This is a genomic window from uncultured Gemmiger sp., assembly GCF_934561205.1.
Lineage (GTDB): Bacteria > Bacillota > Clostridia > Oscillospirales > Ruminococcaceae > Gemmiger.
On record NZ_CAKTFU010000018.1, the window covers coordinates 21,788 to 42,098 of the forward strand.

Below are 20,311 nucleotides of genomic sequence, written 5' to 3' on the forward strand. Positions count from 1 at the left end.
TCGTAAACGCGTGTAGGGCGCATTACTTCTTGCTGCGTTCCTTGATAGCCTTCTGCTCCTCGGGCAGGTTTTTCTCGACCGTCCAGAACAGGATCAGGATGACGGCGCCGATGATATAGCAGACGGTCTCGACCCAGATATAGCTGACGGAGATCGCGGCCTGCACACCGGCAGTCTGGGCGGCGGTGCCCAGCGCAACGTCGGCGGCCTGGTTATAGCCGCTGCCGTTCAGCATGGCGCTGAAAATGGAGTTGCAGATCGGCGTGGCGGCGACCATAAGGGAGCTGTAGATGCTCATGGTCAGACCGTCGGTGCGGATGCCGGTGCGATACTCAATGTGGTCGATAACGTCGGCGATCATAGCCAAAATCAGATAGCAGGCCGGGGAGGAACCCAGACACTTGAGCGCCACGCCGATGGCGACCGGCACGATGCTGCCGCCGCCCAGACCTGCGATGATGCCGCCCACGGCACCCAGCAGCATGAAGCCGCCGCAGACCAGACGCTTACCGAACTTGTTGGCGAGAGGCACCACAAAGACCGCAGCCACAGCCATCGGGATAGCACCCATGATGCTCAGCAGGCCCTGGGAGGCGCCCCATGCGTCCGCCGTGCCAAAGAAAGTGTTGTCCAGGACCCATTTGCAGAAGTAGCTCATGGAGCCGTTCTTCATCGCGCCGCTCCACTGGAACAGCATATAGAACGCCATGACGATCCACCACATGCGGTCGCCGGTAACGGCCTTGAGCTGCTCGCCCAGCGTGGCGGACTTGGCAGGGGTCTCGGTGTCGGTGCGCCCTTCCTCGGTGACGCGCTCACGGGTGAAGAGGAACTGCAGGTAGATGGTCAGTGCGCTGAAGATGGCGACGGCCAGCATGGTCAGGAACCACAGGTGTTGGTTCTCCTTCAGCGCGAAGGAAACGAGCATCGGGAATACCATCGAGCCGCAGCCCATAACGCCCAGACCCGCCACGTTGGTGAAGGAGGCCAGCGCACCGCGCTGTTTGCTGTCGCGGGTGGAAACGGGGATCATGGTGGAGTTGGCGGTGTTGTAGATGGGGTAGGCCACGGCGTAATAGAGGTTATACGCGATGGCGATCCAGACCATCTTAGCCATGCCTTCAAACGGCACGATAAACATCAGCACACTGGCGACGGAAAGGGTCAGTGCAGAGAGCAAGATCCAGGGGCGCGCCTTGCCGGCCAGAGCCTTGGTGCGCTCGATCAGTTGGCCGACGATGAGGTTGGACGCCACGATGAGTACCGTGGAGATCAGCTGCAGGGTCGTCAAAAAGCCAAGATCCAGCTTGAGGACATCGGTGAAGTAGTTCTGCAGGATGCTGGTGAAGATGCCCGAGGAAAGCAGTGCGCCGAAGGGACCGATAAAGTAGCCCAGCAGCATTTCCGGCATCTTGACGTCGTCGCCGGTGATACGGGACTTCGTCAGCGGCGACGACCAGAAATTGGATTTCGAGGTTGACATAATAGAGAGTCACTCCTTCTTTGTGTATAGATGCAATTTGTTTACCGTATGCTTTTACGCCTTTGCCGCAACGGTATATTCCCCGCTGCCAAGCACCTTTTCTTCCCCGCTCGGCAGCACGACGGTACATTCGGTGCCGACGGGTACCGCCACGGTCATCGTCATCTCGCCGTCCGCGACCTTCCATGCCGCCTTGATCACGCCGTAGGGCGTACCCACCGTGCCTTCGGCCTCGGTGATGCCGCCGCCGACCACCGGCGCAAACCTGAACTTGCGGTACCCGGCCTCGGTGGGTTCCACGCCCAGCACACGGCGGTAAAGGAAGGCGCCCACCGCGCCGCTGGCGTAGTGGTTGTACGAGATCATCTTGTCGGTGCCGTCGTCGCCGATGGGGCACTCGCCGTTCTCGTCCAGACCGTCCCAACGCTCCCAAACCGTGGTTGCGCCCACGCGGACCTCATACAGCCAGCTGGGGCACTGTGTGTTCAGCAGCATCTTGTAGGCAGTGTCGGCGTGACCGTTGTCGGTCAATGCAAACAGGATGTACGGCGTACCCGGGAAGCCTGTGCCGATCTTGTAGTCGTTCTTCTCGACCAGCTTGACCAGATTCTCGGCAGCTTTCGCCTTGACGTTCTCGGGGAACATATTCAGGTACAGCGGCAGCACATAGGCGGTCTGGAACTCTTCCTTCGTCTTGCCGCTGCCGTCGGTCAGCACGCTGCAATAGGCATCGGCCACCTTGCGGCTCAGCTCCTTGTACTTGGCGGCGTCCTCGGTCTTGCCAAGGATGCGTGCAATTTTCGCCAGCGTACCGCTGGTGTTGCACAGGGACGCCGTGGCGGTGTACTTGCTGCGCGCCTGCCATTGGCTCATCTTCGGCACATCGGGGGCGACCCAGTCGCCGAAATGCAGCACCGACGGCGTGTGCCAGATGTAACGGTGCTTGCCGATGCCGAACCCGGCCCAGAAGCAGCACGCCTTGACGTACTTCTGCATCGTGGGGTACATCATACGCAGCACGTCCAGGCTGCCCGTGGCCTCGTACAAAGCCCACGGCACCAGCACGCAGGCATCGCCCCACCAGTCCACGGCCATCTCGGGCATTGTGGCGGGGAAACCGTAGCCCTGCACGGGCACGGTGTTGGGGATGCCGCCGGTGGGCAGCTGCTCCGCCTTGACGTCGCGCAGCCACTTCTCCAAAAAGCGGCTCAGTTCAAAGTTGTACAGCGCCGTGGGCGAGAACACGGCAATGTCTCCGGTCCAGCCCATGCGCTCATCGCGTTGGGGGCAGTCCGTCGGTATATCAACGAAATTTGACTTGGCGCTCCATGTAATGTTGGACTGCAATTTGTTCAGCATCTCATCGGAGCAGCGGAAGGAACCGCTGTGTTCCCCGTCGGAGTAGAGCGCCACGGCCTCGATTTCCAGATCCTTCGCATCGATGCCCTTGACCCCCGCATAGCGGAAGCCCATGTAGCTGAACCGCGGGCTGTAGGTCTGCTCGCCGTCGCGGCAGGTGTAGGTGGCGGTCGCCTTGGCCGTGCGCAGGAAGGTGACATTCAGCGTGCCGTCGGGGTTCAGGATCTCGGCGTGGCGCACGGTCACGACCTGACCCGCCCTGCCGTGAATCTTCATGCGGACGACGCCTGCGAAGTTCTGGCCGAAGTCGTAAATCGTCTCGCCGTCCTTCGTGGCAGTTACGGCCACGGGTTTCATAACCTCATGGGCCTTGACCGGGGCACCGTAGTCCGCCGTGATGGCGGGGGTGACTTTCAGCGTTTCGGGCGCGGCGTTGTGCCAATCGCTGATTTCCTGCGTAGCATCGTAGGTCTCACCATCGTACAGATCCGCCATGCGCACGGGACCGTTCTCACTGACCTGCCATGTGGCGTCGGTGCCAATGGTCTCCACTGTGCCGTCCGTGTACTCGATGCGCAGCTCTGCCAGCAGCGCCTGACGGTCAGCGGTCACGCGGTTTTTGCGGGTAAACACAAAGCTGCCCACAGCCCAGCCGCCTGCGACCGTGAAGGTCAGCGTGTCGTTTCCCGTCAAAAACGGCGTTACATCGTAGGTCTGATACTGCAAGTGGGACTTGTAGCTCGTAAAGCCGGGGGCGAAGTATTGCTCGCCCAGCTTTTGACCGTTCAGCTCTGCCTCGTAGATGCCCATAGCCGTGGCGTAGAGCCGCGCGCGGGCAACGGGTTTGTTCGTTGTGATTTCCTTGCGGAAAACCATCGGCACGGGGCTGACCTTGGCCTCGGTGAAGTGATAGTCGCCGTCGGTGATCCACTGCCCCTTCCAAGGCGTTTCCATGCGGCCTGTCTCAAAGGTGGTGGCGGCGGTGGCGGTCTCGCCTGCGTCGTCCGTGGCGTTTAGGCGCACGCTGTAGGTGGTGAAAGGCAGCAGCGCAGGACCGACATAGGCAGTGCTCTGACCACTGGTCACATGGGCGGACCAATCGCCGACGGTCAACTCGGCATCGGCCAACTGTGCGCCGCTGCGGTCGCTCTTGACGGCAAAGGCAATGCGCGGGGCCGGGCTGTCGGTCACGCAGCCGGCGGTCAGATGCTCCACCGTCAGGCGTGTGATTTCAAACATAGGCTCTCCTCCTTCGTCGGACGGGCAGCCCATCCGGAGATTGTTTCTCTTTTTCTGTAAGCCTACCTTATCACAAAAATCGTACGGCGGCACATAATTTGCACGAAATGCGCCTTTTTTCGCACAAACGGTTTTGGGCTTCGTCGGATTTCACAAGGGTCTTCGTTTATTTTTTGTGCACACTGCTCAACGCGGCATCCAAACATAGGGCAATACCGCACAAACAACGCCCCCTGCACGGCGTTTGCCGATGCAGGGGGCGCAATTCTTCATTTATTTATTCTTGCTGCGGCTGCCCCAGCGGAATCAGCACGCGCAGCTCAAACCAGCCCTTGCGGGTCGTAATTGTCGCGGTACCGCCGTATTTTGCGGCGGCGTTTTGTATGCTTTTTACACCGAAGCCATGGTACAAGACATCCTTTTTCGTTGTGACGGGCAGCCCCTTCTCAAATTTCAGCTCACCGTCAAAGCAGTTTTCAATGCGGATGGCCGCAAAGCCTTTTTGCCTCGCCACGCTCAGGTGGATGAGCCTGCGCTCCGGGTCTGTGATTTTGTCGACGCTCTCGATCGCGTTGTCCAGCGCATTGCCGAACAGGTTGCTGATGTCCATCACGTCCATAAAGTCCAGCGCTGTGCCGTCAGCCACACAGGTCAGTTGAATGTTTTTGGTGCGGCAGGTCAGACTTTTGCCTGTCAGCACTGTGTCCAGCACCTTATTGCCGGTGTCGTTCTGCGCCTCGTAGGCTTTGATTTCCTGCTCCATATTGTCCAGCACGGCATTGCGTTTTTCGCCGCTCTCGGCGCGCAGCACCGCGATCTGGTGCTTTAAGTCGTGATATTTCTGGTTGATGAGGTCAATGCTCTCTTGCCGGATTTTGTAGGTTTCATACTGGATGTGCAGCATATTTCGCAGGGCATCCGCCTCGCGCTGTGTCAATAAATCGCGCAGCTGCGATTGATACGCAAACAGCAGCGCCACGCCGCCGAAGTAGACGACTGTGCGCATTGTGTAAATTTCCATCGTGCCGCGGGCCGAAAACGGCGTGTTCAGCTGCGTATAGCTGATGCTGGACAAAATGTAGATGGCCGTCGCCATGATCGCCGCAATGCAGGTCGTGCGGGGTCGAATGTCAAACTGAACACTGCCCGTGCTGCCGCCATCCTCCAGAAGCCACATCAGACCGAAGATGATGCCGAACCCCGCCGCAATAAAGAGCACCAGCGCAGGCAGGCTTTGCAATACCGCGATGTCACGCGCAAAATATACATACATCTGCCACGTCAGCGCCCCGGCAAAACCCGCCAGAATAAACGCCCGCGTGCAGAAATACCCCACCTGCCAGCGGTCGGCACGGGTGGCCGCCGCCATAAAAAGCAGCATAAGTGCGACAGAAACCGCGTACAGCACATTGAACCGCCAGCCGCTAAAGCCGTCGGTGGCCACAAGATAGACCGCCAAGGCCGCCAAGGCACCCCCGTACAGCGCCGCGCGCTTGACCCCGCCGTAGCGCGGCGGCAGAAACCGCAGGTACAAAAGGCAGGCCAGCCAGTCTGCCAGCGCCGTGACAAGGCGCGGAATATCCATCTCGTAATAAGGGATTTTCAGCGGCATATCGTCACCCCGCCCCGTTGATATAATCGTTCAGCGCATCCAGAAATGCCTTGCGCCGCGCGCGCGCCAACGGCACACGGTCGCCGTGGACGATGGCATCCTCACCGTCCATTCGATCAACGTGTTCCAGATTCACAAGGCAGCCCTTGTTTACACGGAAATAACTGTCCTGCGCCAATTTTTCCTCCGTCTCCGTCATGGAGCCCGGGGCGGTCAATTCCCCTTCCGCCGTGTGAAAGATCAAGTCATGCCCGCAGTTCTCGATCCAATAAATGGCCGAGGTGTCCAGCTTATGGGCCGTGCCGTGGGCGTTGATCTGCAAAAAGTGCCGTGCGCGGCGTGCCACGCGCTCCACGGCGCGGCCGAGTCTCTGCGAAAACGCATAGTAATTGACCGGCTTCAGCACATAGTCCAGTGCATCGACGGCATAGCCCTTGATAGCATACTGCGGCGAATTTGTGATAAAGATAATGATAACCTCGGTGTCGACCTTGCGGATCTCCTCGGCAGCCATCATGCCGTCCATAAACTTCATCTCGATGTCCATCAGGATGATGTCATAGACCGCCTTATAGCCAAGTGCGATCTCGTCGCCGTCGGAAAATTCGGTCACGGTAAATTTTTCGCCCGACGCCGCACTGTATTTGTCAATATATTCGCGCAGCTGGCTGCGGTAGAGCTCGTCATCCTCGACAAGGGCCAAACGAATCATATCCGGCACACCCCCTTTTTATAGTAACTGTAGCATATTCGCCGGGAAGTTGCAAGGAAAGCATTTCCGTTTTTATTTTTTCTGAATTTCCGGTATCGGCATCACAATGTCGATTTGGAACAGCTTATCCTGCGTCGAAATCGAGAAGCTGCCGTTATATTTTTCAACGATATGGCGCACACTCATCATGCCGTAACCATGGGAATCCTTATCCGCTTTGGTCGTGATGGGCAACCCGTCCCTGAATTGCAGCGAATCCTCAAAGTGGTTCTCGGCGTGGATGGTCAGCATACGGTTGACCGTGCGCACCGCGAGGTGGATGAACCGCGTATCGGGCGGCAGATTCGTTTCGCACTCTATGGCGTTGTCCAGAATATTGCCGAACAACGAGAAAATATCTATCGTCTCCATAAACGCCACGCCGCTGCCGTCAGCCATGCAGGTGAACTGAATCTCATGCGTCGCGCAGTGCAGGCGCTTATCGGTCAGCACAATGTCCAGCGTCTCATTGCCGGTGCGCACGGCGCTGTTATAGAGGGACACCGACTTTTCCAGGTCGTCCAGATACGCGGGGTCGACCTGCCCCGTCGTTCGCAGATTGCGTATCTGGTGCTTCAAATCGTGGCACTTGATGTTGATGGCATCGATGTTCTCCTTGACGAGTTGATACTGTTTCTGTTCCTCGGCCCAGAGTTTTTTCATCGTACCGATTTCCAAGCGGTCCTTGGCTGCGGCCAGCATTTGCACCTGCAAAAGCAGCATAAACACATAGAAAATTATTTCTCCGACATTCAACAGGTTGTAAAAGAACAAGTTGTATCGGGAAATTGCGCCGCTCTCAAAATAGAAAATCGGCGTCAGCATACTGTCCAGCAGCAGGAACAGCAGCGCGTTCTGCATCGGGATCTCGCTGTCGCCCAGCGCGTGCATTTTTTTGCCGACGGTAAAATAGATAAACAGATACACGACGCAGAAACAGCTGATATACACCAAGATGTGCGAGGGTGTGCGCTCGACAAAATAGGGCACAAGGCTGCTGTTCAGGCGGCAGACGGACGCGACGACCAAAAACAAACGGTCGGAGATATACCACGTCGCAAAGCCCGCACTGAAATAGAACAGCACATTGGAGAGCCTTTCCTCAAAGCAGTACAGAAGCCCGCAGATCATTATAACGAGAAGGATACCGGAGTAAACTGCCTCCACAGCGATGCTGCCGCCGTAGGTGTAGGCGAACAGCAGGCACAGCAGGCGTACCGGCACAAGACAGACAACGGCCCGCCGCACAAAATGCGGGCGGCGGCCGCAGCGGAAGATAAACGGCACTGTCGCCAGCAGGAACGCCATAAAGATGTCCCAGAACTTCACATGAAAAAGAAAGCGGCGGATAAGCGAAAGCGGCATCACAGCACATCACCCGTCCTTTCGGGAGGTTTTGTTCAGGTAGGCGATAACGCGGTCGCTGAATGCCTTGCGCCTGCGCTGGCTGATGGGCAGCTTTGTGCTGCCGACGATGACTTCGGTCTTTGTCACAGACGTGATGTGCTGCATATTGACAAGGTGTGCGCTGCTGCACCGCGCAAAATTGCAGGTGCCCAGTTCGGCCTCGACATCGGACAGCTTGCCCCACGCCTTGATGCTGCCCTGGTCTGTATGGTACAGCAGCAGATGGTCCTGAATCTCAACATAATAAATCTGCGAGATGCGCAGGCGGTGAATCGTACCTGCAGCCTGCAAAATCACTTCTTTCTCCTCGCGCACAGGCAGATTGCGCAGTGCGCGCAGCATCATGGACGAGAAGCGGAAATAGTTGATGGGCTTAATGACAAAGTCGAGCGCGTCGACCTCGTAACCGTTGATGGCGTACTGCTCCATATTCGTGATGAACACCAGCACAACCACGGGGTCTGCGGCACGCAGCTGGCGGGCGGTCTCAATGCCGTTCATACCGGGCAACTCAATATCCATAAAAATCAGGTCGGTGTCCATATGGTAATTGTCTATAAAATCGGACGGATTCTCGTAGACCGTGATGGAAAAGTTCTGCCCCTGCTCCCGCTCGCAGCGGCGCAGGCAGTCGATGAGCATGTCGCGGTCCGTCGGGTCATCTTCCAGTATTTTGATGCGTACCATACAGAACCTCCCGTCAGTTTGCTGCTATCAGTATAGCACAGTGCCTCGCCGTATTTCAATCTGCTGTTTTCGGATTTTTGTGTGCGATATCCTGGAGCGTCGTGCTATGCGCAGGCTGCACAAACGCGCCGCCGGACATTGGTACAGATTGCCGATTCTTATCTGCGGCTTTACCATTCTTTTGTAAATTCCGCATCACTTACGAAATAAAACCATACATTCGAGGAAAAAAATGCGCACAGCCCCGCGCCTCATGGTATACTATATACAACGAATTTGTCCTGCTCTGCCATGACCGCCGAGCGGGCCGCCATTGCCAAACGGAAAAAGGTGACACACAATGAAGTACCAGCTGAACACAACGAACTACTGCGATTTTTCCACGTTCGCGGTCAACAAGCTGCCCGCACGCAGCTACTTTATCCCCTACCCCGGCCGCGCCGCCGCGGACGTCGTGGCGCCGAAGCAAAAGCGCTACGCGTCGCCGAAGGTACAATGCCTGAACGGCGAATGGGATTTTAAATTTTACCCCCGCCCCGCCGAACTGCCCACCGCCTTTGATACCGACGCCGTGCAGTTTGACAAGCTCGATGTGCCGTCCTGCTGGCAGTTTCGCGGGTATGACCGCCCGTTCTATGTCAACATCCGCTATCAGTTCCCCTACAAGCCGCCCGTCATCCCCACCACGGGCAAAGTCGGGCGCGTATTCTCGTGGCTGGGGTGTGATACGGGCATCCGTCCACGGTGGAAGGACCCCGGCGATGAATACAACTTCGTGGGCATCTACCGCCGCTTTGTGGACATTGCCGATGCCGACAAGCGCCGCGTCATCTCTTTTTTGGGCGTGGCCAGCTGCATGGATCTGTATGTCAACGGCTTCTTCGTCGGCTATTCCGAGGGCGCACACAACACGGCCGAGTTTGACCTGACGGGCAAGCTGAAAGCGGGCCGGAACGAGTTGGTCGTCGTCGTACACCGCTGGTGCAACGGCACCTATTTGGAAGACCAGGATATGTTCCGCAACAACGGCATTTTCCGCGATGTACTGTTGCGCACCGAAGAGTCCACTGATTTGTGGGACATTGATGCCAAAACCGAGAAAACCGCAGACGGCTATGTGCTGACGATGACCGCGGAAATGCTCTCCGACACCGATGTGACGTTCACCGTGCGCGGCCACGGCTTGGAGCTGACGCAGACCGTGCGCGCCGAGAACGGCAAGGCGCAGGCTGTGTTCAACTGCCCCGGCGTGACCGAGTGGAACGCCGAGACCCCGACGCTGTACGATATGTACTACGAGACGGCGACCTCCTGCGTCAAGGAGCACATCGGCTTCCGCACCGTGGAAATCAAGGGGGATGTTTTCCTTTTGAACGGGCGCAAAATCAAGTTCAAAGGCGTGAACCACCACGACACCGACGCCAAGAACGGCTACACCATGTCCCCCGACGACATTGAGCGCGACATGCTGCTCTGCAAGCAGTTCAACATGGACACGGTGCGCACGTCGCACTACCCGCCCGACCCGCTGCTGCTCGAGCTGGCGGATGAACTGGGCATCTACCTTGTGGATGAGAACGACCTCGAAACGCACGGCACGTTTGCGATGCAGCTGTCGATGACGTACAATTCCATCAGCAACGACCCCAAGTGGGAAAGCCACTACATGGACCGCATCACGCGGCTCTATCAGCGCGACAAGATTCACGGCAACACGTCCGTTATCATGTGGAGCCTTGGCAACGAGGCGGGCGGCTATCACAACACCGACGCGATGTACACCTACCTCAAGCAGCACTCTCCCCTGCCCGTACACTACGAGAGCGCTGTCCACTGCAAGCGCCAAGCCTACGATGTAGGCAGCGAGATGTACCCGAGCGTGCAGATGGTACACGATGTGGGCGAAAAGCGCCGCAAGCAGACGCGGCTGAACGATCGCCCCTATTTCATGTGCGAGTACGCCCACGCGATGGGCGTCGGCCCCGGCAACACCGAGGCGTACTGGCAGGAAATTTACCGCTATGACAGCCTGATGGGCGGCTGCGTGTGGGAGATGGTCGACCACGCCGTGCTGCACGACGACGGCAGCTACACCTACGGCGGTGACCACGGCGAGTGGGAACACGACCGCAACTTCTGCGTCGACGGCCTGTTCTACCCCGACCGCACACCGTCCACGGGTGCCAAACTCATGCGGTTCATCTATCGGCCCATCCGTGTGGCTCATTTGGGCGGCGAGCAGTTCGAGATTTTCAACACGACGGCCTTCTCTGTCGGGCGCTATTCGCTGGCATTCCGTTGGAATGACGGCAGCGAAAAGCGCCTGACGCCGCAGACTGCGCCTCTCTCCAAGCAGACTGTTCCTGTGCCGCTCGGCAGCGCCGTGGACGGTCTGCTGGCTGTCACAGTGGAAACCACCGACCTGACCACCGGGCGGGTTGTGTCTGAGGAACAGCTGGTGCTGGCGCAGGATGTCGCCGCCGCGCCCGATGTCAAGCCGCTTTTGCCCGAAGCGTGTGTCGAGAACGGGCGGCTCGTCTGCCGCAAGGACAACGCGGTCGTCGTGGTCGGGGCCGACGAGGGTACACTTTTGTACCGTGCCCCCACCGACAACGACACGGACCTGATGTTCCGCAAGCTGATGCAGCCGTACACCTGTCAGACGGAGAAAATGCTTTCCGCAGCGCAGACCGCTGACGGCTGGCAGGTCGTGACGAGGGTGAAGAACAAGCGCGGCACATACACTGTAACCGACACCTATCAGGGCACCGACCGCGGTGTGCTGGTGACAAGCGTTCTGCACTGTGACTTCGGCGTGCGGGAATTGCCGCGCTTTGGCAAATGCTTCCGCCTGGACGAGGCCTTTGACGCCGTGCAGTATCTGGGCCGCTGCGGCGAGAGTTACTGCGACATGAAGGACCAGTTCCCCATCCGCAGGGTGGACTGCACCGTAGCCGATATGACCGAGCCGAACCTGCGCCCGCAGGAGAGCGGCAACCGCATGGACTGCACCGTGGCTTCGGTTTCCGACGGCAAGACCCGCGTGGTGTTTGAGGCTGTGGACAGGCCGTTTGAACTTGCCATCAAGCCCTACACCGACCGCGCCCTGCTGACCATGAAGCACCGCGAGGACGAGACCCGCACGGGAACGTATGTGACGATTCAGGCATTCCAGCAGGGCATCGGCACCGGGGCCTGCGGTCCGGGAATCATGCCGGAGTTCAAGTATACCTTAAAAAAGGATTGCATCCTGCAATTCCTTGTCCGGGTGGAGCAAGTGTAACCTACCCATTTGACCACTGCTGTGCGGCAGCACCACAAAACAAAAAAGCCTGTTGTGATAACCGACAACAGGCTTTTTGTTTTGGGTGCAGGTGTGCAGGCACAAGGCTGCTTCTGTCACAAATTTGTTCCCCAGACCTCCACCTGCGTCAGCGCGGGGAAGGGGCTGGGGTCGTCTGCCTTTTTCAGATAGGGCGCCATCGCCAGCATACCGCAGGCGGCGATCGCCGCGGCGGAGGAATCGCGCGGCTCGTCCCCGTCCGCAAAGGTCAAGTCCCAATGCCGTATCGGCACTTAGAATTATGCTGTATTGCCTTGAATTTTTCATAAAAATAAGGTATACTGTTTTACAAGTATTGTACATTGCAAAAATATACCTGTTTATAAAAGGAGTATAGCTATGGCACACACCGTAATGGTAACCGGCGCAGACGGTTTTATCGGCAGCCACCTGACCGAGGAATTGGTAAAACGCGGCGAGAAGGTTCGCGCCTTCTGCCTGTACAATTCGTTTGGCTCCCTGGGCTGGATCGACACCCTGCCCAAGGAGATCCGCAGCGAGATCGACGTTTTCATGGGCGACGTGCGCGACCCCAACGGTGTGCGCACCGCCATGCGCGGGCAGGAGCGCGTGTTCCATCTGGCCGCGCTGATCGCCATTCCGTTTTCTTACCACAGCCCCGACAGCTATGTTGACACCAACATCAAGGGCACACTGAACGTGCTGAACGCCGCGCGCGAACTGGACACCCAACGTGTACTGGTCACCTCCACCAGCGAGGTCTACGGCACCGCGCAGTATGTGCCCATCGACGAAAAACACCCCTATCAGGGGCAAAGCCCCTACTCTGCCACCAAGATCGGCGCTGACCGTTTGGCAGAGAGCTTCTACCGCAGCTTTGACCTGCCCGTCACCATCGTGCGTCCCTTCAACACCTACGGCCCGCGCCAGAGCGGCCGCGCCATCATCCCCACCATCATCACCCAGCTGCTGGCCGGGCAGACCGAGATCAAGCTCGGCAGCCTGACCCCCACCCGCGATTTCAACTACGTCAAGGACACCGCCAACGGCTTTATGACCATTGCCGACTGCGATGCCGCCATCGGCCAGGAGCTGAACATTGCCACCGGCGTGGAACATTCCATCGGCGATCTGGCCAACGAGCTGATTGCCCAGATCAACCCCAACGCCAGGATCGTCTGCGAGGCCGAGCGCCTGCGCCCCGAAAAGAGCGAGGTCAACCGCCTGCTGGGCGACGCCACCAAGCTGCGCAGCCTGACCGGCTGGGCACCCAACTACACCTTTGAACAGGGCCTGGCCGAGACCATCGAGTTCCTGCGCGGCAACCTGGACCAGTACAAGGTCGGGCAGTATATCCTGTAATATGGAACATTCTTGGAAAAAAAGAGCTTTTTCACCCACCGAATGGCACCCCGCCGCGCGGTGGGCTTTTGTGCTGCTTGCGGGCGCGGTGCTCGGCGTGGGCGTCAGCTATTTCTGGCGCGTTTTGTACGAGCTGGACGCCCGCGGCGTGTCGGCCTTGGCGGTCACGGCGGGCTGCGCGGCGTTTGGCGCTGCCGTGGCTGCGGCGGGGCTGGCCGTGCGGCATATCCGGGATTTTGCCGCCAAAAGCGCGGTCTGCCTGTTTTTGTGCGGCGTGGTGTTTGCCTTTGCCAACCCGCCGCTGCAAACCCCCGATGAAAGCGACCATTATCTGCGCACCTACGCGATTTCCATGGGTCGTTTGGACTTTGACGCCGCGCGCGGCTACCCCGACGATGTCTCCGATCTGCTGGCGGCATTTCCCGGGGCATGGGTCAATGCGCACACCTCGGTGGGCATCGGCACCGACCCCGACACAGGCGCCGAAAAGACCTACGACACCGCCGGGTACGCCTTAAAGCAGTACGGCAAGGACGGCGCCGTGCAAGGCATAGCCGACAGCTTTGCCCAGTACCTTGCCCACGACGGCACCGCCGCAAAGGCAAAGGAACCCATCAGCTTTTTGATCCTGCCGTTTTTGCCGGGCGCGCTCGGCATGGTGGCGGCGCGGCTGCTGGGCTTCGGTGCGCTGGGCTGCCTGTACGGCGGGCGTCTGTGCAATCTGCTGGCGTACACGCTGCTCTGCTTTGCCGCACTGCGCACCGCCAGGCGCTGCCGCCCGGCGTTTGTCTGCGTCATGTTTTTGCCCGTATCGCTGTTTATGGGGGCGTCCTTGAGCTACGATGCCACCCTGCTGGGCTGCTATTACCTGATGCTGGCGCTGCTGACCGTGCCCGAATGGAACGGCCGCACGGCGCTGTGCTACACGCTGGCCTGTGTGTTTGCCAACGGCACCAAACCCTACATCAACCTGCTGTGGGTGCTGCTGCCTTTGGCGGTGCGCAGGTGCGAGTGGAAAGCCAAAGCCAGGCGCGGCGCATGGTGCGGTGCCATGCTGGCGGGCAGCCTGGGGCTGACCGTTTTTGTGGAGCAATACGGCACCCTGCTGCGCCGCAATTACGGCGTGGTCGCCCGCCAGGGCGGCGAGGCCGTGAACGGTGCCGCGCAGCTTGCCTTTGTTTTGCGCAACCCGCTGCGGTATCTGGCCGTTTTGTGGGGCACACTGTATGAAAACCAGGGCTTTGTGGGGCAACTGGGGCTTTTTGGCTGGAAGGACATGCCCATCACCGTCGTGAACCTGCTGGCCTTGGCCGCCCTGACGGCTGCCGCCCTGCTCTGCACAGGGCAGGAACAGGCGCTGGGCCGCCGCCGCACGGCGTGGCTGGGCATCTTTGCCGCCGTGTACATGGTCGGTGCGATGACCGCCATGTACATCACCTATACCCCCGTGGGCATGGTGCGCATCGTGGGGCTGCAAACGCGGTATTTCCTGGCCTGCTGGCTGGTTTTGGCCGTGGTGCTTTCGGCCCTGCTGCGGCGCGGTGCGCGCCGGCAGAACGGCATCGCCGCAGCCGAGTGCACGGCGCTGCGCCTGTGCGCAGGGCTGGCCGTGGTATCGGCGGTGCTTTTGTTCCGGCACTATTTTGTGGGGCCGGTGTATGTGATCTATTCCTGAAAAAGGGAGGTGTCTGCCGTGTTGCAGCTTGCATGGGGGCTTTGCCTTGTGGCGCTGCTCGGTTGGGACAGTGCCGTGCTGGCCGCTGAATTCCGGCGTCCGGCGGCTGTTTTTCCGCTGCCGCTGCTCAGTGCGGGGGCGCTGTCGGTCTACCTTCTGGCCATGCCGGGCTTTTTGCGGGCGGGCGTTTTTGTGACGGTGGCCGCCTGGGCGGCGTTGGCCGTCTGGGGGGCTGTGCGCCTGCGGCGTGAGGCCCTGCGCCAACTGACGGAAAGCAGCGGTCTTATGCTGTTTTTGGGCGGCGCGGCGCTGCTGTGGATCGTGCTGTTCTGTTTGCAGCCGATGTTTTTCCAGTGGGACGAATTTACCGCCTGGGGTCTTGCGCCCAAGATGGTCGTGCAAAACGGCTGCTTTTATGCAGCCCGCCCCGGCAACCTGAAGGCCAGCTTCACCTACCCCGCCACCAGTGTGGTGACGGTGCTGTTTGAGCCGTTTGCCCGCTGGAGCGAGTGGGCCTGCATGGCTGCGCTGGACACCCTGGCCATGGCCTGCCTGGCCGCCGCATCGGCCCTGCCCGGGGACCGCCGCACGGCGGGTGTGGCGGTGTTTGCCTGCGGGTTTGTGCTGCCCTACTTTTTTGCCGATACCCCTGCGGGCAGCTACGCGGGGCAGTACGCCAACGCCATGGCCGACCTGCCGCTGTTTATGCTGTTCGGCGGCTGCCTGTGCCTGTATTTTGCGCTGGGCGGCAAGGGCCGCGCCTACTGGCTGACGGCACTGCCGCTGATGCTGCTGACCCTTACAAAGGATATCTGCTTTGCCTACGGGCTGATCGCCGTATTTATCATCGGGCTGGATCTCTGGCTGGCAGGTGACAAAGGCCCGCGCAAGGGCTTTTTGCCTGCGCTGGGTCGGGCACTGCCGCTTGCCGTGGCCGTGGTGCTGGCCTTTGTCAGCTGGGGGCGGTACACGGCGGCTGTCACGCCGCTGCAGGATACCGCCGCCGCCGTGGGCAGCGAGGGGCTTAGCTACGGTGCCGTGCTGCTGGGCGGTGTGCGCCAGCTGCTGGGCATCGGGCGGGAAGAAAAATTTGCCGCACTCCTGTCGCTGATGTTCCGCGCGTTCTTTACCCGCAAGGTCTGCCTGCTGGGCAGCGGTGCGGCGGCGGTCGCCTGCCTGACGCTGACTGCGGCGGCCGCCTGGTTCAGCGCCGAAAAAGGCCCTGCCCGCCGCCGTGTGGTCGTCGTGCATCTGGGGCTTGCGTTCTGCTTTGCCGCGCTGTATCTGTTCCACCTGATTTTGTACAACTACAACTTTGCCGAGTCCGAGGCCCTGGCCCTGAAGGGCTATGACCGCTACCTGACGCCCTACTACCAGGCGTGGATGCTGGCGCTGCTGGCGCTTTTGGGGCAAAATGCCCGCAGCCGACGCGGTGCGGGAGCGCTGTGCGCCGTCGGTGCGGCGGTGCTGGGTATTTTTGCCTGGCGCGGTGTGCCCGCCGCCGGTTTCTGGAGCGATGCCTCCACCCGCTATACCGTCCGGCAGGACGTACAGGCCAAGGCGGCAGCGCTGAACCCTGCCTTGACCGTTGACGACAAGGTTCTGGTCATCAGCCAGGGCGACGACGCCACCCGCTGGTACTACTACCGTTATGAGCTGACCGGCACGGTGGCAGACGGATTTTCCGGCAGCTACACCGAAGCCGGGGACACCGCCCTGCGCGAAAAGGGCGACTTTATGAACCTTGTCGCTGCGGACAGCACATCGCTGTACCCCTGCGACAACACCGTCTGCACGCCCGAAGCGCTGATCGCCTATATGCAGGAGATCGGCTGCGAGTACCTGCTGCTGGACCGTTCGGACGGGTATCTGGCACAGGCGTTCAGCCCCTATTTTGCGGGCGGCTTGCAGGAATCCATGCCCGCAACGCTCTATCGCTTTGTGGGCGAACAGGCCGCCGTGCCCTTTGTACCGGCGGCACAGGAAAGCGGGGTGGCACAATGAACGACCGCAAACCCTTGCGTCTGCGCCAGCTTTTGGCGGTTTGCTACGGCCTGGCCGCCGCCCTGTGGGTGGCAAGCTGGCTGTGGGGCGGCTTTGTGCTGCTGCGCTGGAATTTGCAGGGGCAGATGCCCCGCGGCGCGGCCGACGCGCAGGAGCTGCGCTATGAGGGCGTGGCCTTCTACGCCGAAAACGGCTGGACGCCCCCCGACGAGGGCGGCAACTGGTGCATTTCGACCGACTCTGACCCGCGCATCTACTGGCAGGGGCAGGGCTACCTGGACAACGTGACGCTGAAGGTACACTACAAGCTGCCGCCGGACGCCGTGGTGCTGTACTACCTGACCCCCGGCCAGACCGACTACACCGAAAAGCAAAAGGTGTTCGGCAAGGTCGTGGACGGCGGCGTGTATTTTGACGTGGGCGGCCGCTATGTCACCGGGCTGCGCATCGACCCCGACAGCCGCGGCGGTGTGCCCACCCGGCTGGACGGTATTTACCTGAACGAAAATACCTCTTACCTGCGCCGTATTTTGCCCGATATCGGGCAGTGGGTGCTGCTGCTTACGGCACCTGCGGCGGCCGCCGCCCTGGCAGGGCTTGCCGCCAGGGCACTGGGATACCCCGGTGAAGAAAACGCATAAGGAGCCTTGCCTATGGAACTTTTGGCTGTGCTTTGTGCCGTTGCAGCGCTGTTTTTCTTCTGCGCGGTGCTTACCCTGAAACTGCATATCCCCGCCTCTGCCGCGCCGCTTACGGCCTTGGGGTGTCTGGCTGCGGTGCTGACGTTGGCGGGCATCGCCAACCTGCTGTACCCGACCCTGTGGGTGCTGTACCTTTTATGCCTGGCGGGCGGCGTGTGGGCACTTTGGCCTAACGGGGCCGACGGGCTGCGCCACCGCGCCAAAGAGCTTTTCTGCCCCGCCACCGTGCTGTTCTGGGCGGCGGTGCTGGGCTTTGCGGTGTACTTTTTTGTGCGGCAGCCGCTGTGCACCGGCTATGACGAGTTGAGCCTGTGGGCCACGGCGGTAAAAACCACCACCGTCAGCCATCGGCTGCACACCACGGTCGAGCTGGGCACCCCGTGGGCAGCCACCCAAAACGCGGGTCTGCCGCTGCTGAGTTATTTCTTCCAGTTTTTCGGCCACTATGCCGACTGGAAGATCTACCTTGCCTACAACGTTTTGTACTTTGCCGTGTATGCGGCGGTGCTGGGCGCCCTGCCGTGGAAAAGCTGGCGCACGGCGGTGCCCGCTGCGGCGGTGCTGTGGTTTGTGCCCTACTTTTTTACCACCTACAACCACACCCTGTACCTGAGCACGGTGTATATGTCCTGCTACGGGGATATCCCCGCGGGCATGGTGTTTGGCGGCGCGGTGGCGCTGTGGCTGAACCTGCGCGGGCAGGACGCCCCCCGCTGGCCGGTGTTCCCCGTGCTGGCGCTGGCGGCCAACATCAAGGCCAACGACTTTGTGCTGTCGCTGGTGGCGGCGGGTCTTGTGGCTGTGGACGCCTGGCTTTTTGCCGAGGGGCCGTTCAAAAAAGGCCTTGCGCGCCGCACGGGCTTTGCCGTGGGCTGCCTGGCCGCGCCCATGGCCGTGTACTATATCTGGAACGTGCGCTACATCAGCTGGGTCGTGGCGCAGAAATCGCTGGAAAGCGGCGTGGGCGAAACCTCCGAGCCGCTGGCCGCGGTCGTCATCAACGGCCTGAAACTCCTGCTGGGCAAGCCTGTGCCCGCCTACTACGCCGCGCGGGAGGAGCAGTTCCGCACGGCCATGGCCCAGATGGGCGAGCAGTTCTGGACCCCCGCCGGCCGGCTGAGCATGATCGGCCAGGGCCGCAATGTCGTGGTGTTCATTCTGCTGGTCTTTGCGGCGGCCATCGCCGTGGCGGGTTCGCGCCGGCTGCAGGCGCGCATCGGTGCCATGGGGGTGCTGTCGCTGGTCTGCTTCGGCGGGTACAATCTGGAGCTGGCGCTCAGCTACGGGTTTATCTTTAAGGCAAGCCAGGCCGCGCAGCTGGTCGATTACAACCGCTACATTTACAGCTATTACATCGGCTGGTTTTTGCTGGCGCTGGGCTGCCTGCTGGCGGCACTCCGCACCCAAATTACCGTGCGGCAGGTTTCCGAGCCGGACGGCCCGACCGCCGTTTTTCTTTCCACGCGCACTGCACCCAAGCACGAACTGGCCGGGCAGGGCGTTTTGCTGCTGCTGGCGGCGGGTATGCTGCTGCGCAGCAATCAGATGATCCTGCCGCAGCTGAGTGTGCTGGGATTTTCCGACAGCGAATTTACCGACCGCCGCAACGCCCGTCAGGAGGCCGCGCTGGTCAGCGAATACCTGACCGACGACGACCGCGTGTTTTTTGTGCATCAGGGCGAGGACGGGCAGGATTGGTTCGCCGCCGTGTTTGATTTTTACCCGATCCTGGTGGATTACTCCGGCGATACGGCCGGCATGAACGGCGGCGGCGGCACGCTGGGTCTGGCCGAGCTGAACCCCGCCGACGGCGGGCTGGAAAGCCGCTACTACCACGCCTACACCGCCGAGGAACTGGCCGACGTCATTGCCCGCAACGGCTGCACGGTGCTGTATTTGCAGCATATCGACGATATTTTTGTCAAGAGCTACGCGGAGCTGTTTACCGACGGCCTGGCCGCCGCGCAAAACGGCAGTACCCTGCTGTACCGCGTGACACCGACGGGCTACACCCCGATGCAGATGGAGGTGAACGGCGCATGAACAAGCTGAAACATTGGTTTTCCCGCCGCGGGGCGCTGCCGCTGACCTGCTACCTGGCCGCCGCCCTGCTGTGGGTGGCATCGGCGCTGGTGTTTGCCCTGCAGGACGCCGCAGCCGCAGCAAGCGGCAAGCTGGAGCAGCGCGCCCTGTCGGTGACGGACTGGCAGCCCGTGGCGCTGGAGCTGCTGGACGAACAGCCCGACAGCGTGACACTGCGCACGCAGGACATGGACCCCCAGCTTTTGCTGGACGGCGTACAGGGCACGGTGCGCACCATCAGCTACACGGTAAGCATGGACGACCAGGCGCGGGAGGTCTGCGTGTATTACACGACCAAGCCCGGCGAGGATTACAGCCCCGACCGCCGTGTGTACGCCCAATATCTGGGCGAGGGACGCTACCTGTTTGAACTGCCCCGCACCCGCCTGGACGCGCTGCGCATCGACCCCTGCAGCCCTGTGGAAGGCCACGCCGTGACGCTGACCTTTACCCCCGGCAGCATCGTTTTTAACGCGCAGGACACCCTGCCCTCAGGGCTGGGCTATCTGGTGCCCGATTGGTATCAGCTGTTCTGCCTGGTGCTCTATCCGGGGCTTGCGGCAGCGGCCATAAGCTGGCTGTGCGCGGTGGTAAAACGATTCAAGGCATAAAACAGCAAACCGCCCTTCCGATTTTCCAATCGGA

General features: G+C 60.5%; 14 protein-coding genes. 7 read left to right on the plus strand and 7 right to left on the minus strand.

Going from position 1 to position 20,311, the window contains the following annotated elements; genetic code table 11:
* Positions 1-22: 22 nt before the first annotated feature.
* The 6 genes from Q0I19_RS10210 to Q0I19_RS10235 all read right to left on the minus strand — a co-directional run bounded on the left by Q0I19_RS10210 (position 23) and on the right by Q0I19_RS10235 (position 8,538).
* Positions 23-1,483, minus strand: coding sequence for an MFS transporter (locus tag Q0I19_RS10210; RefSeq protein ID WP_294760289.1), 1,461 nt, complete (start codon positions 1,481-1,483; stop codon positions 23-25).
* A 54-nt stretch (positions 1,484-1,537) separates the two neighbouring features.
* Positions 1,538-4,081 (minus strand): family 78 glycoside hydrolase catalytic domain, encoded by a 2,544-nt coding sequence (locus Q0I19_RS10215; protein ID WP_294760291.1) that lies wholly within the window; start codon positions 4,079-4,081, stop codon positions 1,538-1,540.
* A gap of 277 nt (positions 4,082-4,358) precedes the next feature.
* On the minus strand, positions 4,359-5,693 hold the full coding sequence (locus tag Q0I19_RS10220; protein WP_294760292.1) for an ATP-binding protein: 1,335 nt from the start codon (positions 5,691-5,693) through the stop codon (positions 4,359-4,361).
* 4 nt (positions 5,694-5,697) lie between these two features.
* Entirely contained in the window at positions 5,698-6,405 is a 708-nt protein-coding gene (locus Q0I19_RS10225) for a LytTR family DNA-binding domain-containing protein (protein WP_294760294.1), read from the minus strand.
* A gap of 72 nt (positions 6,406-6,477) precedes the next feature.
* Entirely contained in the window at positions 6,478-7,809 is a 1,332-nt protein-coding gene (locus Q0I19_RS10230; protein ID WP_294760297.1) for an ATP-binding protein, read from the minus strand.
* 9 nt (positions 7,810-7,818) lie between these two features.
* Positions 7,819-8,538 carry a LytTR family DNA-binding domain-containing protein gene (locus Q0I19_RS10235; protein WP_294760299.1) on the minus strand — a complete coding sequence of 240 codons (720 nt, stop codon included), beginning with the start codon at positions 8,536-8,538 and terminating at the stop codon, positions 7,819-7,821.
* Positions 8,539-8,878: 340 nt separating this feature from the next.
* On the opposite strand from Q0I19_RS10235, the gene Q0I19_RS10240 reads away from it, so the two are divergent.
* Entirely contained in the window at positions 8,879-11,821 is a 2,943-nt protein-coding gene (locus Q0I19_RS10240; RefSeq protein ID WP_294760301.1) for a glycoside hydrolase family 2 TIM barrel-domain containing protein, read from the plus strand.
* Positions 11,822-11,937: 116 nt separating this feature from the next.
* On the opposite strand, the gene Q0I19_RS10245 is transcribed toward Q0I19_RS10240, so the two are convergent.
* Positions 11,938-12,114, minus strand: coding sequence for a hypothetical protein (locus Q0I19_RS10245; RefSeq protein WP_294760404.1), 177 nt, complete (start codon positions 12,112-12,114; stop codon positions 11,938-11,940).
* Between the two features lie 106 nt (positions 12,115-12,220).
* Here Q0I19_RS10245 and Q0I19_RS10250 point away from each other — a divergent pair, with 106 nt between their 5' ends.
* From Q0I19_RS10250 to Q0I19_RS10275, 6 genes are read left to right on the plus strand one after another with little or no spacing between them, the layout of a single operon-like run.
* The gene (locus Q0I19_RS10250) at positions 12,221-13,204 is read left to right on the plus strand and encodes an NAD-dependent 4,6-dehydratase LegB (protein ID WP_294760303.1); all 984 of its coding nucleotides are present in this window, start codon (positions 12,221-12,223) and stop codon (positions 13,202-13,204) included.
* Position 13,205: 1 nt separating this feature from the next.
* Positions 13,206-14,879, plus strand: a complete 1,674-nt coding sequence (locus Q0I19_RS10255; RefSeq protein WP_294760305.1) for a DUF2142 domain-containing protein — start codon at positions 13,206-13,208, stop codon at positions 14,877-14,879.
* Between the two features lie 18 nt (positions 14,880-14,897).
* Positions 14,898-16,883: a hypothetical protein gene (locus tag Q0I19_RS10260; RefSeq protein ID WP_294760307.1), complete on the plus strand. Its 1,986-nt coding sequence runs from the start codon at positions 14,898-14,900 to the stop codon at positions 16,881-16,883.
* Complete coding sequence (locus Q0I19_RS10265) at positions 16,880-17,524, plus strand: hypothetical protein (protein ID WP_294760309.1); 645 nt, start codon at positions 16,880-16,882, stop codon at positions 17,522-17,524. The genes Q0I19_RS10260 and Q0I19_RS10265 overlap by 4 nt, the downstream gene beginning before the upstream one ends.
* Before the next feature lie 12 nt (positions 17,525-17,536).
* Positions 17,537-19,627 carry a hypothetical protein gene (locus tag Q0I19_RS10270; RefSeq protein ID WP_294760311.1) on the plus strand — a complete coding sequence of 697 codons (2,091 nt, stop codon included), beginning with the start codon at positions 17,537-17,539 and terminating at the stop codon, positions 19,625-19,627.
* The gene (locus tag Q0I19_RS10275; protein WP_294760313.1) at positions 19,624-20,277 is read left to right on the plus strand and encodes a hypothetical protein; all 654 of its coding nucleotides are present in this window, start codon (positions 19,624-19,626) and stop codon (positions 20,275-20,277) included. Before Q0I19_RS10270 ends, Q0I19_RS10275 begins: the two co-directional genes overlap by 4 nt.
* Positions 20,278-20,311: the final 34 nt, after the last annotated feature.